Genomic DNA, 13831 nt, shown 5'->3' with positions numbered 1-13831 from the left:
CGGAACAAGGAGGCGAACGCTTTTGAGTACGGGACCCGGAACACCTTCCGCCCCCGGACCAAAGACCACCCACAACCCCCGCCGCTCCTCCTCGATGTTCAGTTCGCTGAAGATCAGGAACTACCGCCTCTTCTTCCTGGGCCAGGTCGTCTCCAACACCGGCACCTGGATGCAGCGCATCGCGCAGGACTGGCTGGTGCTCAGCCTCACCGGCTCCGCCACCGCCGTCGGCGTGACCACCGCGCTGCAGTTCCTGCCGATGCTGCTCTTCGGCCTCTACGGCGGTGTCCTCGTCGACCGGCTGCCCAAGCGCCGCACGCTGCTGTTCACGCAGGCCGCGATGGGCGTCACCGGCCTCGTGCTGGCCGCCCTCACACTCACCGGGCAGGTCCAGGTCTGGCACGTCTACGTCGCCGCGTTCCTGGTCGGCCTCGCCACGGTCGTCGACAACCCGGCCCGCCAGTCCTTCGTCTCCGAGATGGTCGGCCCCGCCCAGCTGCAGAACGCGGTCAGCCTGAACTCGGCGAACTTCCAGTCCGCCCGTCTGGTCGGCCCCGCCGTCGCCGGCCTGATGATCACCGGCGTGGGCACCGGCTACGCCTTCCTCTTCAACGGCCTGTCCTTCGCCTTCACCATCGGCTCACTGCTGCTGATGCGCGCCCGTGAACTGCACGTCGTCGAGCGCGCGCCGCGCGGCAAGGGCCAGCTGCGGGAGGGCCTGCGCTATGTGGCCGGGCGACCCGAGCTGATCTGGACGATCGCGCTGGTCGGCTTCATCGGCACCTTCGGCTTCAACTTCCCGGTGTACCTGTCGGCCTTCGCCGACGACGTCTTCCATGCCGGTGCCGGCTCCTACAGCCTGTTCAACACCGTCATGGCGGTCGGCTCCCTCGCCGGCGCCCTGCTCGCGGCCCGCCGCGGCACGTCCCGGATGCGGGTGCTCATCGGGGCGGCGCTGATGTTCGGCGTGCTGGAGATGGTGGCCGCGGCGGCGCCGTCGCTGTGGCTGTTCGCGCTGCTGATGGCCCCCATCGGCATGTTCGGCATGACGGTCAACGTCACCGCCAACACCAGCGTCCAGATGACCACCGACCCGGCCATGCGAGGCCGCGTCATGGCCCTGTACATGATGGTGTTCATGGGCGGCACGCCCATCGGCGCGCCCATCGCCGGCTGGATCACCGACACCTACGGCGTCCGGGCCGGCCTCGCGGCCGGCGGCGCGATCTCCGCGGTCGCGGCCGCCGGCATCGCCCTCGCCCTGGCCCGGGCGGGCGGGCTGCGCCTGTCGGTCGGCTGGAAGAGCGGCCACCCCGAGGTCCGCTTCGTGCCGCGCGAGCGCAGGGAGGACCTGGCGCCGGCAGCGTGATGCCACGCCGCCCCGGCCCGTGATGCCACGGGCCCGGGCCGGGAGCGGCCGACGCCGGTGACCGGGCCTAGACCCGGCGGGCCAGCACCAGCCCCGGCCAGTCGTTCTCGCCCACGGTGTACGCCTCGGCCGGGGTGAATCCGTTGGCCTCGTAGTAGGCCACGAGCCTGCGGTCGCCGCCCGCGTAGCAGTCCACCCGGAGCAGCCCGACGCCCGCCTGCCGGGTCACCTCGGCGGCGTGCGCGAGCAGGACGCTGCCCACGCCGTGCCCCTTGAAGCGGCGGTCGGAGGCGAGCCAGTGGATGTACCGCTCCGGCTCACCGGGCGGCGGCAGGTGGGACAGGTACGCGCCGGGCGCGTCGGTGAGGATGAGGGTGGCGGCCGGCACACCGTCGGCCTCGGCGATGAAGGTGCTGCCCCCGGCCATGTACCGGGCGACCGACTCCACCGTCCCGGGATTCTGCGAAAGGGGCTTGGTCCCCCACTGGCCGGTGCGTCCCTGGGAGGCCAGCCACTCCACACTGCTGTCGAGCATGCCGAGTATCACGGGCAGGTCGCGGGGGGTGCCTTCTCGGACGGTGATCTCCATCCGGCCATGATGCCGGGCGAGGGACGCCCGCCGCCGGGAAAATCGGTGCCATGAGACTCTTCGCCGCCGTCCTGCCGCCCGACGACGTCACCCGCGAACTCGCCGCCGAAGTCGACGCGTTGAAGCGGCTGCCCGGCGCGGACGGGCTGCGCTGGACCGGCCGCCCCGGCTGGCACTTCACGCTCGCCTTCTACGGCGAGGTCGGCGACGACGTCGTACCGGAGCTGTCGGAGCGGCTGGCGCGCGCGGCCCACCGCACCGCCCCCTTCGAGATCGCCCTGCGCGGCGGCGGGCAGTTCGGGCACGGCCGCGCCCTGTGGACCGGCGCGGACGGCGACGTGGACACCCTGCGGCTGCTGGCCGAGCGCGCCGAGGCGGCCGGCCGCAAGGCGGGCGTGGCGATGGGCGAGCACCGTCGGTACAAAGCGCACCTGACCGTGGCCAGGAGCAGGGCGGGCGCGGACGTACGGCCGTGTCTGGCGGCCCTGGACTCCTTCGCCTCCCCGCGCTGGACGGTCGGCGAGCTGGTGCTCATGCGGAGCAACCTGCCGCGCTCGGGCGTCCCGGGCGAGCAGCCCCGCTACGAGGCGGTCGAACGATGGTCACTCGGCGTGTCCGGCTAGGCTCGACGCCGTGGACCCGAAGACCCGAAACCGGATCATGGCCGGTGTGCTCGTGCTGATGTTCGTGGTGGTGATCGTGGCGGCGGTGGCCGGGAAGTAGCCGACCACCGCCCCGCACGCCTGCCGTAGGTCCGCTCGGGCCTGCTACCAGGCGAACGCCTCCGGCGACGGACCCGGACCCGGGAAGATCTCGTCCAGCCCGGTCAGCAGCTCCTCGCTCGGCTCCAGCCCGGTCGCCCTGATCGCCGACTCGAGCTGCTGCGCGGTGCGCGGACCGACGATCGGGCCGGTGACGCCCGGCCGGGTCAGCAGCCAGGCCAGCGCGACCTCGCCCGGCTCCAGGCCGTGCTTGTCGACCAGGTCCTCGTACGCCTGGATCTGCGCCCGGGAGGACGGGTCCTTGAGGGTGTCCGCCGCGCGCCCGGAGGCCCGGCGTCCGCCCTCGACCTCCTTCTTGATCACACCGCCCAGCAGCCCGCCGTGCAGCGGCGACCACGGGATGACGCCGAGACCGTAGTCCTGCGCGGCCGGGATGACCTCCATCTCGGCGCGGCGCTCGGCGAGGTTGTACAGGCACTGCTCGCTGACCAGGCCGATCGTCCCGCCACGCCGGGCGGCGATCTCGTTGGCCTGGGCGATCTTGTACCCGGGGAAGTTGGAGGAGCCGACGTAGAGGATCTTGCCCTGCTGGATCAGGACGTCGATCGCCTGCCAGACCTCCTCGAACGGGGTGGCCCGGTCGATGTGGTGGAACTGGTAGACGTCGATGTGGTCCGTCTGCAGCCGCTTCAGGCTCGCGTCGACGGCCCGCCGGATGTTCACCGCGGAGAGCTTGTCGTGGTTCGGCCAGGGCGCGGCGCCGTCGGCGGCCATGTTGCCGTACACCTTGGTGGCGAGGACGACCTTGTCGCGCCGCCCCTCACCCTTGGCGAACCAGTTGCCGATGATGCTTTCGGTCCGGCCCTTGTTCTCGCCCCAGCCGTAGACGTTGGCGGTGTCGAAGAAGTTGATCCCCGCGTCGAGCGCCGCGTCCATGATGGCGTGGCTGTCGGGTTCGTCGGTCTGGGGGCCGAAGTTCATCGTGCCGAGAACGAGTCGGCTGACCTTGAGTCCGGTGCGTCCGAGCTGCGTGTACTTCATGACTACTCAGCCAACGGCTTGAAGTGCGCTCGAAGCAAGGGGCTGCCGAGGAAGGTCGTCCAGGTGGCGGGGGAGAGGGCGAGGTGGGGGGTGGCGGGGGTCTTGGAGTCGCGGAGGTGGATGGTGGTGGGGGCGATGGCGACCTCTACGCACTCTCCCTCGCCGTCGCTGTAGCTGCTCTTGCGCCAGTGGAGGTCCGTGCTCATAGCTCCCGTGCCACCTCTTCGATCAGCTTCGCGGACTCCTCGGGGGTGAGAGCCTGCGCTCGCAGAATGCCATATTTGCCGAACAGGTCAGCGACGTCGGGCTGTTCGCGTACGAAGTAGCCGCCGCGATGGCCTTCGACGTAGGCGAGCCGGTGCCGGTCGGCGGTCTCCAGCAGGCTCATGCGTCCGGCGAGCCCCGCGTGATCTTCCCGGTCGTGCGGCATCACCTGGATCTCGACGTGCCGAAGCCCGCCGATCTCGAGGATGTGGTGCAACTGCTCCTTGAGCGTCTTCGCGCCGCCCAACGGGCGCGTCAGAACGCTCTCTTCGACGATGTAGCTGATCTGCGGCGCGGGCTTCCGTGTGAAGAGCTGCCGGCGTTCCTGTCGGGACGTGACGCGCTTCTCGATCTCCTCGTCGTCCAGGATGGGACACCGATTGGCGCGGAAGACCGCCCGCGAGTAGGCCTCGGTCTGGAGTGAGCCCGGCACCAGATGGGTCTGGTACACGTGCAGCGCGGCGGCCTTCCTCTCCTCCGCGAGGTAGTCCTCGGTCCAAGGAGGCAGCCTGCTGAACTCCTTCTCGGCCAGGACCAGCAGTGCACCCTGTGCACCCACCACCCCGTCCGCGATCTCGACGAAGCTGCCCCTCGGGTAGCGCTCGCCCCGCTCCACCATGGCCACCTGGGACTTGGAATAGCCGACGTGCTTGCCCAGGCCCTCCTGCGTCAGCCCGGCCCGCTCTCGATAGAACCGCAGCAGCGCGCCGAACGTAGCCGACCCCCGTTCACCGGGGTACACAACCGCCTCCCCAAGTACACAGCCCCGCACGGGCGTTACGAACCTCTGGTCACAGTATGTGACGACCCGCAACCCTGTGCTGCATGAACGAGAGAATCGACGCCCCCTGGATCCCGGCCTGGATCCCCGCCTCCGGTCACGCCCTCCGCCACGCGGGCGTGCACTTCGACGCCGTACGGATCCGAGGTGACCAGGGCGAGCGTGTCGCAACGGAGTTGATGGTGTGCGCGGAGTTCGACGCGGGCCCGGTCATCCGCGAGGTCTCCGGCGACCGGAACCTGTACTTCCTGTTGCCCCCGCACACCGCGTCGGAGTTCCGCTGGCCGCCCGGCGTAAGGGCGTTGACCCGCCGTCACGGAACGCTGGCCTACGTGGGTGTACCGGCGCTGACCGGCATGACGTGGCCGTTGTCATGGCGCTCGGCACCCTCGCAGAAGGCGCCGTTCGTGGCGGGGGAGCTGCTGCGGGAGGTGGTGGAGGGTGTCGTCAGTCGTGGGGGAAGTCGGCGGTGCTCAGAGTGAAGTCGACGAGATCGACGTCGTACCCGAAATCGACCGTCGTCTCCATCGCGTAGTCGTCGCCGTCCGGCTTCGTGTAGACGTGGCAGCGCCGCTGGTAGGGGTCGGCGACCAAATAGACGGGGACGTGAGCCTTGGCGTAGGCAGCCTTCTTGGGTCCGTAGTCATTGGCCGCGGTGCCTTGGGAGATGACTTCGGCGACGAACTCGACGTCCTGATGACGCCACGCGCCCTTGGCGCTCTTCTCGGCGCCCTCGCGCATCTTTGCCACGTCCGGGGCGTAGCCGTTCAGAAGGCCCGGGAAATCGATGCGGACGTCCGACAGGACGTTCACGTCCATCCCGAAGGTGTCCTCAAGAGCCCGGACGATCCGGCGGATGGTCTGCCAGTGCACGTCCCGCCGCGGCACCATGGAGATGGTCCCCTCGACGATTTCGACCTTGTATCCCTCGGGGACGGGCATGTTCTCGAGCCGGTCAAACAACTCGTCGAGCGTGAACGCGCTGCCGCTATTGGCCATCTCGATCCTGTCTTCGACGACGGTCATCGTGGCGCTCCTCCCCGGCTGCCCCACGAACGGACACAGCCGCGCATAACAACGATACGCACGGTGACCGTGTCACGGGCAGTACGGCCCGCCGACCCCCCACGCCTGCCACAGGGCCTCCGCGAACGCGCCGGCGATCTTCCGTTCCCCGCTCGCGCTCGGGTGCGTCCCGTCGTAGGTGTCGGTGTGGAGGTCGTAGTCCGCCGGGGGTGAGGCGAGCAGGAGGGGCGAGCCGGGGGTGTCCAGGTCGGCGATGGCCTTGCCCAGCAGCTCGTTGAAGCGGGCGACCTCCGCCGCGAAGGGCTCGTCCGCCGTGGCCCGCACATTGGGGATCACCGGCAGCACCACCATCCGCACCTGCCGGTTGGCGGCCCGCGCCCCCTCGACGAACGCCCGCACGTTGTCGGCCGTCTGCTCGGCGTTGGTGTAGAAGCCGAGGTCGATCAGGCCCAGGGAGATCAGCAGGACGTCGGCCCGGTGCTCGCGTACCGCGTCCTCGATCAGCGGCGCCATGTGCAGCCAGCCCTCGCCCCAGCCGGCCAGGTGGGCGCGGGGGAACTCCGGGTCGGCGTAGGCGTAGGAGGCGGGCGCGCCGGCGTGCTGGTCGTACAGCGTCTCGCGCGGGCCGACGATCTCGAAGGGGCCGCCGTATGTGGTGCACAGGTGCTGCCACATGCGGTAACGCCAGGTGTGTTCACCGGCGCTGCCGATCGTCTGGGAGTCACCGACGGGCATGAACCTGAGCATCCGCTCATCATGGACGATCCGCACCCGGCCGACCCCCGGGGTGCGGTGTGAAACCGGCCACGGACCAGCCCCGGACCGGCCACGGATCACGCTCCGCGCAGCGGGATGGCAGGCTGGAGGGCATGCGCCGACCGTTCGCCCTGCTCGCCGGGTTCCTGCTCGTGGGTGCGCTCGCCGTGCCCGCCTCCGCCGCCGACGGCGACCAGGGGTTCACCCTTCAGGACCCGCGCATCACGGAGTCCAGCGGCCTCGCCGCCTCCCGGCTGCACCCCGGGATCTACTGGACGCACAACGACAGCGACGACGGGCCGTACCTGTACGCGGTGGACGGCTCCACGGGCCGTACCGTCGCCCGGCTCACCCTCAAGGGCATCGGCTCGCCCCGGGATGTCGAGGCCATTTCCATCGGGCCCGGCAACGAGATCTACGTCGGCGACATCGGCGACAACTTCGGCGGCCGGTGGCCGTACGTGTGGATCTACCGGCTGCCCGAGCCGAAGGAGTTGAAGGACCAGACCGTCAAGGCGACGCAGTACGTGGTGAAGTACGAGGGCGGGCCGCGCGACGCCGAGTCGCTGGTCGTCCACCCCAGGACCGGGCGCGTCTACATCATCGACAAGCACGAGGACGGCGGCCATCTCTTCGAGGGCCCGGCCAAGCTGTCCACCTCCGGGAGCAATCTCTTCCGGCCCGTCGCCCCCGTCGACCTGTGGGCGACCGACGCCGCCTTCTCCCCGGACGGCGAACACCTCGTCGTACGCGGCTACTTCGGCGGCATCGCCTACGACTTCGACGGCGGGAAGATCAAGAAGACCGGCCGGCTGGACGTGCCCCTGCAACGGCAGGGCGAGGGCGTCACCTACTCCGCCGACGCCAAGAAGCTGCTCTTCAGCAGTGAGGGCGCCGGGAGCGAGGTCGTCGCCCAGGACGCGCCCGGCGGTTCCGCCGACTCCGGTGCGGGGGACGGGGCGTCGGCTGCGGGCAAGGGCGGTGGGGACGGACCGGGCATCAGTCTGTCGACCGGTGCCCTGGCCGTGGGCGCCGCCTGCCTCGCCCTGTTCGGGGTGCGACGGCTGTTCCGGCGCGGCTGACCAGGAGGCTTCGTTCCCCGCCAACATGCCCGGTGTCTGGGACAAGTACTGGGGTTACGTCTTCAAGCAGAACATCGCTCCCGTGTGGGTCGGGGAGTTCGGCACCACCCTCCAGTCGCCGGTCGACCAGAAGTGGCTGGCCGCCCTCGCCGACTACCTGAGGCCCACGTCGACGTACGGCGGCGACTCCTTCCACTGGACCTTCTGGTCCCTGAACCCCAACTCCGGTGACACCGGCGGCATCCTCAACAGCGACTGGACCACCGTCGACACCGTCAAGGACGGCTACCTCGCGGGCATCAAGGCGCCGCTCTTCCCGGGCACGGGCACGGGCACGGGCGGCGGCGGTGGGGGCGGCGGGGGCGGTGACGGAGGCGGCGGCACGCGCGCGTGCAGTGCCACCTACACCGTCACCGACGACTGGGGCAGCGGCTTCAACGCCGAGGTGAAGGTCAGCAACACGGGAACCACCGCGCTGTCCTCCTGGAAGGTGACGTGGACCTTCTCCGGGTCCCAGAAGATCACGAACATCTGGAACGCCACCGCCGCCCAGAGCGGACAGAGCGTGACCGCCGTCGACGCCGCTCACGACGGATCGGTACCGGCGGGCGGTTCGGCCGGCTTCGGCTTCGGCGGCGCACCCGGGGGCGCCGGCGTGCCCAGCGTGAGCTGCACGGCGGCGTGAGACGCGCGAGGGGCGCCCGGCCGGTGCCGGGCGCCCCTCACCGTCGTACGGGAGTGATCAGAGCTTCTCGATCACGTAGTCGATGCACTTCGTCAGCGCCTCGACGTCCGCGGGGTCGATCGCCGGGAACATCGCGACGCGCAGCTGGTTGCGGCCCAGCTTGCGGTAGGGCTCGGTGTCGACGATGCCGTTGGCGCGCAGCACCTTGGCGACGGCCGCAGCGTCGACCTCGTCGGTGAAGTCGATCGTGCCGATGACCTGCGAGCGCTTGGCCGGGTCGGTGACGAACGGGGTCGCGAACTTCACGTCCTCGGCCCAGCCGTACAGGGTGCGCGCGGAGGTGGCCGTGCGGCGCACCGCCCAGTCCAGGCCGCCCTGGCCGTTGAACCACTCCAGCTGCTGGTTCAGCAGGAAGAGCGTGGCGAGGGCCGGGGTGTTGTACGTCTGGTTCTTGCGGGAGTTGTCGATCGCCGTCGGCAGGGAGAAGAACTCCGGGACGTGGCGGCCGGAGGCGTGGACGCGCTCGGCGCGCTCGATCGCGGCGGGGGAGAAGACGCCGATCCACAGGCCGCCGTCGGAGGCGAAGGACTTCTGCGGGGCGAAGTAGTAGACGTCGGTCTCGGCGATGTCGACGGGCAGGCCGCCCGCGCCGGAGGTGGCGTCGACCAGGACGAGGGAGCCCTCGTCGGCGCCGGCGACGCGCTGGATCGGCATGGCGACACCGGTCGAGGTCTCGTTGTGGGTGAACGCGTACACGTCCACGCCCGCCTCGGCCCGCGCCTGCGGGTGGGTGCCCGGGTCGGCGGAGATGACGGTCGGCTCCTCCAGCCACGGGGCCAGCTTGGCCGCCTTGGCGAACTTGGAGCTGAACTCGCCGAAGCTGAGGTGCTGCGACTTGTTCTCGATCAGACCGTGGGTCGCGATGTCCCAGAACGCGGTGGAGCCGCCGTTGCCCAGGATGACCTCATAGCCGTCGGGCAGCTGGAACAGCTCGGAGATGCCCTCGCGCACCTTGCCGACCAGGTTCTTCACGGGCGCCTGGCGGTGGGAGGTGCCCAGGAGGGAAGCACCGGTGGCGGCGAGGGCGTCCAGCGCCTCGGTCCGCACCTTGGAGGGACCCGCGCCGAAACGTCCGTCGGCGGGCTTGATGTCAGCGGGAATCTGGATGTCGGCCACGAGTCGGAGGGTATCGGGTGGGCGAAACCGGACGGAAACGTGTCCGTCCGATGAGACGAGATCGCCAAGCGGTGGACTTGTGGGGTTGTACGACTGAAGGGGTGCCGCTGTGGACACCTTTCGGTGACTGTCGGTGATCGGATGCATCCTGGACGCATGACGGATCTGGCAGGGCTTCAGATGCTGCGGGCCGAGCTGCGACGGGCCGTCCGGGGCGAGGTCGGTTTCGATACGACCGCCCGGGCGCTCGTGACCATGGACGCGTCCAACTACCGGCGCGTCCCGCTCGGCGTGGTCGCGCCCCGGGACGCCGACGACGTGGCCGCCGCGCTGGAGATCTGCCGGCGGCGCGGCGTGCCGGTCGTCGCCAGAGGCGGGGGCACGTCGATCGCGGGGCAGGCGACGGGCACGGGCGTGGTCCTGGACTTCACGCGCCACATGAACCGGCTGCTCGACCTCGACGCGGGCACGGGGACGGCGGTGGTGCAGCCGGGGCTCGTGCTGGACCGGCTCCAGGAGGCCGCCGCGCCGCACGGACTGCGCTTCGGCCCTGACCCCTCCACCCACAGCCGCTGCACGCTCGGCGGGATGATCGGCAACAACTCCTGCGGCTCCCACTCGGTGGCCTGGGGCACCACCGCGGACAGCGTGCGCGAACTGGACGTGATCACGGCGCGTGGGCAGCGGCTGCGGCTCGGGCAGGGCTGGGCGGGCGCCCCCGAGGGCCTGCGGGAGCTGGTGGACGGGGAGCTGGCGCGGCTGCGGACCGGCTTCCCGGAGCTCCCCCGGCGTATCTCCGGGTACGCGCTGGACGCGCTGCTGCCGGAGAAGGGCGCGGACGTGGCACGCGCCTTCTGCGGCAGCGAGGGCACCTGGGGCGTGCTCACCGAGGCGGTCGTACGGCTGGTCCAGGCGCCGCCCGCCCGCGCGCTGGCCGTGCTGGGGTACGCCGACGAGGGCGCCGCCGCCGAGGCCGCCGCCGGGCTGCTCCCGTACGGGCCGCTGACTGTGGAGGGCATGGCCGCCGACCTGGTGCCCACGGCGGCGGGGCTGCCGCGGGGCGGGGCGTGGCTGTTCGTGGAGACGGGCGGCGGGTCGCCGGACGAGGCACGCGCGCGTGCGGAGGCGATTCTGCGCGCGGCGGACGTGCTCGACTCCCTGGTGGTGACCGAACCGGCCGGGCAGCGGGCGCTGTGGCGCATCCGGGAGGACGCGAGCGGTACGGCGACGAGGATGCCGGACGGCTCGGAGGCGTGGCCCGGCTGGGAGGACTGCGCGGTCCCGCCGGCCCGGCTGGGCCCCTACCTGCGGGACTTCCGCGCGCTGCTGACCGCCCACGGATTGCGCGGCACGCCGTACGGGCACTTCGGGGACGGCTGCATCCATGTCCGCATCGACTTCGACCTGCTCACCGAGGCGGGCATCGGCCGCTTCCGCCGCTTCTCCGAGGAACTGGCCCACCTGGTGGTCGCGCACGGCGGCTCGCTGTCCGGGGAGCACGGCGACGGGCAGGCCCGCGCGGAGCTGCTGCCGGTGATGTACGGCGCGGAGATGGTGTCGGTGTTCGAGCGGGCGAAGGCGGTGTGGGACCCCGACGACCTGCTCAACCCCGGCATGCTGGTCCGCCCCGCCCCCCTGGACACCAACCTGCGTTTCTCGGTCCTCCCCCGCAAGCCCGTGGACGTCGCCTTCGGCTACCCGGCCGACGGCGGCGACTTCTCCGCGGCGATCCGCCGCTGCGTCGGGGTCGCCAAATGCCGTACGACGACGGTCGCCGGGCCGGCCGTGATGTGCCCGTCGTTCCGGGCGACGGGGGAGGAGGAGCACTCCACGCGCGGACGGGCCCGGCTGCTGCACGAGATGCTCGCCGGGGAGGTGGTCACCGACGGCTGGCGGTCGACGGAGGTGCGCGAGGCGCTCGACCTGTGCCTGTCCTGCAAGGGCTGCCGCTCCGACTGCCCGGTGGGCGTCGACATGGCCACGTACAAGGCGGAGTTCCTGCACCACCACTACGCCGGCCGGCGCCGGCCGGCGGCGCACTACGCGATGGGGCGGCTGCCTCGGTGGCTGAGCTGGGTGGCGTCACTGCGCGCGGCGGGTGCGGTGAACGCGCTGGCGTCGGTGCGGCCGCTGGCCCGGTTCGGCAAACGGCTGGGCGGCATCGCGGACGAGCGGGAGATACCGCGGGTGGCCCGGCAGACGTTCAGCCGGTGGTGGCGGGGGCGGCCGCAGCGCACCACCGGGGACGGCGACCTCGTCGTGCTGTGGCCGGACACCTTCACCGAGCATCTGGCGCCCTCCGTCGGCCGGGCGGCGGTGCGGGTGCTCGAGGCGGCCGGGCTGCGGGTGGTGCTGCCGCCGACCCTGCGGATGCGCGGGCGGCCCGTGGGGGACGGGCGGTCGCGCTCGGCGGCAGCGCTGCTGACGGCCCGCCGGGGCCGGGTGTGCTGCGGGCTGACCTATGTCTCCACCGGCCAGCTGGACGAGGCGCGCGCGGTGCTGCGGCGCACGCTGGAGCTGATGGCGCCGGTGCTGGAGACGGACGCGCCGGTCGTGGTGCTGGAGCCGAGCTGCGCCGCCGCCCTGCGCGGCGACCTGCCCGAGCTGCTGCACGACGATCCGCGGGCCGCCCGGCTGGCGAAGCGGGTGGTGACCTTCGCGGAGGCCCTGGAGCGGTACGCCCCCGACTGGACACCGCCGGTCCTGGACCGCCCGGTGACCGGCCAGACCCACTGCCACCAGCACGCGGTACTGGGCGACACGGCGGACCGCCGGCTGCGCGAGGCGGCCGGGCTCACTGGGGAGCTGAGCGGCGGCTGCTGCGGGCTCGCCGGGAACTTCGGATTCGAGCGCGGCCACTACGAGGTGTCGGCGGCGTGCGCGGAGGAACAGCTGCTGCCGTCGGTACGGCAGGCGCCGCAGGACGCGGTGGTCCTGGCCGACGGGTTCTCCTGCCGGACGCAGCTGGAGCAGCTCGGCGGGGTGCGGGGACGACACCTGGCGGAGGTGCTGGCGGCAGCGCTGGACAGGAATCCTTCCCTCCGGGACAGTGGCAAGAGGGCTTCACGCCCCTGACGGAGTCTATTAGACTGGACTCGATAGTCCATCACAGTGAACATTGATCGAGCCCTCCCGCCGCACAAGCACCTGGACCGCCCGTGACCCGCCCCGACACCGCACCCTCCGCGTCGGTGACGTCCGCCGCCACCGCGACGACCCCCGAAGCCGCCCTCGCGACGGCGGCAGCCGCCCCGCAACCCCGCCGTATCGACTCGCTCGGCCCCGTTGCTCTGGTGCTGGCCGGCGGCATCTCGGTGCAGTTCGGCGGCGCCCTCGCGGTGACGCTGATGCCGCGGGCGGGCGCCCTCGGCGTGGTGTCGCTGCGGCTGCTGGTCGCGGCCGTGGTGCTGCTGCTGGTCTGCCGGCCCCGGCTGCGCGGCCACTCCCGCGCCGACTGGGTCACGGTGGTCGCCTTCGGGATCGCGATGGCCGGCATGAACGGCCTGTTCTACGAGGCCGTCGCCCGCATCCCGCTGGGCCCCGCGGTCACCTTGGAGGTGCTCGGCCCGCTCGCCCTGTCGGTGCTGACCTCCCGGCGCGCCCTCAACCTCGTCTGGGCCGGGCTGGCGCTCGGCGGCGTCTTCCTGCTCAGCGGCGGCGGGTTCGGTGACCTCGACCCGGTGGGCGTCGCGTTCGCGCTCGGGGCCGGCGCGATGTGGGCGACCTACATCACCTTCAGCGCGCGCACCGGGCGCCGCTTCCCGCAGGCCGACGGGCTGGCGCTGGCGATGGCCGTCGGCGCGGTGCTGTTCCTGCCGCTGGGCATCGCCGAGGCCGGCACGCGACTCCTCGACCCGGTGACCCTCGGGCTCGGCGCGGCGGTCGCGCTGCTGTCCTCCGTCCTGCCCTACACCCTCGAACTGCTCGCGCTGCGCCGCCTGCCCGCCCCCACCTTCGCCATCATGATGAGCCTGGAGCCCGCCATAGCCGCCACAGCGGGCTTCCTGATCCTCGGCCAGGCCCTCTCCCCGATCGAGGCGGTCGCCATCGCCCTCGTCATCGCGGCGAGCATGGGGGCGGTGCGGACTCAGGTGGGGCGGGGGAAGGCCGCGCACAACGCGTAGACACGCGTAGGCGCCGTCCGTGGGGGCCGGTCGGTCGGCCTGCTTTTCCCGCACCGACACGTGCTGCCGGCTCTCGCCGATGAAGGGGTCCCAGCCGTCCCAGCGGGCGCGCAGCCGCAGCCCCGCGAGCCGGGCCGGCAGGTCCAGTTCCGCGGGCCGCACGTACGGCTCTCAGGGGAAACCTTTCCCAGCATCGAGGTGAGGCCATGGAGGAAA

At 71.7% G+C, this 13831-nt stretch carries 13 protein-coding genes and 2 pseudogenes; 7 read left to right on the top strand and 8 right to left on the bottom strand.

Translation table 11 applies throughout. The features are described from left to right. The first annotated feature begins 94 nt into the window (after positions 1-94). Entirely contained in the window at positions 95-1369 is a 1275-nt protein-coding gene (locus AB0J12_RS08855; protein ID WP_363263724.1) for an MFS transporter, read from the top strand. 67 nt (positions 1370-1436) lie between these two features. Here AB0J12_RS08855 and AB0J12_RS08850 read toward each other — a convergent pair whose 3' ends face one another. After that, positions 1437-1958 (bottom strand): GNAT family N-acetyltransferase, encoded by a 522-nt coding sequence (locus AB0J12_RS08850; RefSeq protein ID WP_363263535.1) that lies wholly within the window; start codon positions 1956-1958, stop codon positions 1437-1439. Between the two features lie 50 nt (positions 1959-2008). On the opposite strand from AB0J12_RS08850, the gene thpR reads away from it, so the two are divergent. Next, positions 2009-2581, top strand: a complete 573-nt coding sequence (gene thpR / locus AB0J12_RS08845) for an RNA 2',3'-cyclic phosphodiesterase (RefSeq protein WP_363263534.1) — start codon at positions 2009-2011, stop codon at positions 2579-2581. A 144-nt stretch (positions 2582-2725) separates the two neighbouring features. Here the strand turns inward: thpR and AB0J12_RS08840 are convergent, their stop codons facing one another. The 3 genes from AB0J12_RS08840 to AB0J12_RS08830 are packed head-to-tail and all read right to left on the bottom strand — an operon-like array spanning position 2726 to position 4727. Then, entirely contained in the window at positions 2726-3721 is a 996-nt protein-coding gene (locus AB0J12_RS08840) for an aldo/keto reductase (RefSeq protein WP_363263533.1), read from the bottom strand. A 2-nt stretch (positions 3722-3723) separates the two neighbouring features. Beyond that, complete coding sequence (locus tag AB0J12_RS08835; RefSeq protein ID WP_363263532.1) at positions 3724-3927, bottom strand: DUF397 domain-containing protein; 204 nt, start codon at positions 3925-3927, stop codon at positions 3724-3726. Further along, entirely contained in the window at positions 3924-4727 is an 804-nt protein-coding gene (locus AB0J12_RS08830; protein ID WP_363263531.1) for a helix-turn-helix transcriptional regulator, read from the bottom strand. Before AB0J12_RS08830 ends, AB0J12_RS08835 begins: the two co-directional genes overlap by 4 nt. An 83-nt stretch (positions 4728-4810) precedes the next feature. On the opposite strand from AB0J12_RS08830, the gene AB0J12_RS08825 reads away from it, so the two are divergent. Next, positions 4811-5248: a hypothetical protein gene (locus AB0J12_RS08825; RefSeq protein ID WP_363263530.1), complete on the top strand. Its 438-nt coding sequence runs from the start codon at positions 4811-4813 to the stop codon at positions 5246-5248. Here AB0J12_RS08825 and AB0J12_RS08820 read toward each other — a convergent pair. Then, a complete protein-coding gene (locus AB0J12_RS08820; protein WP_363263529.1) occupies positions 5214-5792 on the bottom strand; it encodes a Uma2 family endonuclease in 579 nt (192 codons plus the stop codon). The two genes, AB0J12_RS08825 and AB0J12_RS08820, sit on opposite strands and share 35 nt — an antisense overlap. 72 nt (positions 5793-5864) lie before the next feature. Next, positions 5865-6539, bottom strand: coding sequence for an SGNH/GDSL hydrolase family protein (locus tag AB0J12_RS08815; RefSeq protein WP_363263528.1), 675 nt, complete (start codon positions 6537-6539; stop codon positions 5865-5867). Positions 6540-6661: 122 nt separating this feature from the next. Between AB0J12_RS08815 and AB0J12_RS08810 the strand changes: the two genes are divergently transcribed. Both AB0J12_RS08810 and AB0J12_RS08805 read left to right on the top strand, forming a co-directional pair. Next, positions 6662-7630 carry a WD40 repeat domain-containing protein gene (locus tag AB0J12_RS08810; RefSeq protein WP_363263527.1) on the top strand — a complete coding sequence of 323 codons (969 nt, stop codon included), beginning with the start codon at positions 6662-6664 and terminating at the stop codon, positions 7628-7630. 10 nt (positions 7631-7640) lie between these two features. Beyond that, positions 7641-8315, top strand: a pseudogene (locus AB0J12_RS08805) (cellulose binding domain-containing protein); the annotation flags it as partial. Between the two features lie 57 nt (positions 8316-8372). Here AB0J12_RS08805 and serC read toward each other — a convergent pair. After that, the gene (serC, locus tag AB0J12_RS08800) at positions 8373-9491 is read right to left on the bottom strand and encodes a phosphoserine transaminase (RefSeq protein WP_363263526.1); all 1119 of its coding nucleotides are present in this window, start codon (positions 9489-9491) and stop codon (positions 8373-8375) included. Between the two features lie 156 nt (positions 9492-9647). Here serC and AB0J12_RS08795 point away from each other — a divergent pair, with 156 nt between their 5' ends. Together AB0J12_RS08795 and AB0J12_RS08790 are read left to right on the top strand one after the other, a co-directional pair. Beyond that, on the top strand, positions 9648-12566 hold the full coding sequence (locus tag AB0J12_RS08795; RefSeq protein ID WP_363263525.1) for an FAD-binding and (Fe-S)-binding domain-containing protein: 2919 nt from the start codon (positions 9648-9650) through the stop codon (positions 12564-12566). Between the two features lie 83 nt (positions 12567-12649). Next, positions 12650-13615 carry an EamA family transporter gene (locus AB0J12_RS08790; RefSeq protein WP_363263524.1) on the top strand — a complete coding sequence of 322 codons (966 nt, stop codon included), beginning with the start codon at positions 12650-12652 and terminating at the stop codon, positions 13613-13615. Between the two features lie 36 nt (positions 13616-13651). On the opposite strand, the pseudogene AB0J12_RS08785 reads toward AB0J12_RS08790, so the two are convergent. After that, positions 13652-13780 (bottom strand): annotated as a pseudogene (locus AB0J12_RS08785) (SAM-dependent methyltransferase); the annotation flags it as partial. Positions 13781-13831 lie beyond the last annotated feature (51 nt).

This window comes from Streptomyces sp. NPDC049915 (assembly GCF_040656475.1).
GTDB lineage: Bacteria > Actinomycetota > Actinomycetes > Streptomycetales > Streptomycetaceae > Streptomyces.
This window is presented reverse-complemented; position numbering and strand designations above follow the sequence as displayed.

Coding starts and splice junctions, on each gene's coding strand:
- AB0J12_RS08855 (WP_363263724.1), top strand. CDS start 95: ATGTTCAGTTCGCTGAAGATCAGGAACTACCGCCTCTTCTTCCTGGGC.
- AB0J12_RS08850 (WP_363263535.1), bottom strand. CDS start 1,958: ATGGAGATCACCGTCCGAGAAGGCACCCCCCGCGACCTGCCCGTGATA.
- thpR (WP_363263534.1), top strand. CDS start 2,009: ATGAGACTCTTCGCCGCCGTCCTGCCGCCCGACGACGTCACCCGCGAA.
- AB0J12_RS08840 (WP_363263533.1), bottom strand. CDS start 3,721: ATGAAGTACACGCAGCTCGGACGCACCGGACTCAAGGTCAGCCGACTC.
- AB0J12_RS08835 (WP_363263532.1), bottom strand. CDS start 3,927: ATGAGCACGGACCTCCACTGGCGCAAGAGCAGCTACAGCGACGGCGAG.
- AB0J12_RS08825 (WP_363263530.1), top strand. CDS start 4,811: ATGAACGAGAGAATCGACGCCCCCTGGATCCCGGCCTGGATCCCCGCC.
- AB0J12_RS08820 (WP_363263529.1), bottom strand. CDS start 5,792: ATGACCGTCGTCGAAGACAGGATCGAGATGGCCAATAGCGGCAGCGCG.
- AB0J12_RS08815 (WP_363263528.1), bottom strand. CDS start 6,539: ATGCTCAGGTTCATGCCCGTCGGTGACTCCCAGACGATCGGCAGCGCC.
- AB0J12_RS08810 (WP_363263527.1), top strand. CDS start 6,662: ATGCGCCGACCGTTCGCCCTGCTCGCCGGGTTCCTGCTCGTGGGTGCG.
- AB0J12_RS08795 (WP_363263525.1), top strand. CDS start 9,648: ATGACGGATCTGGCAGGGCTTCAGATGCTGCGGGCCGAGCTGCGACGG.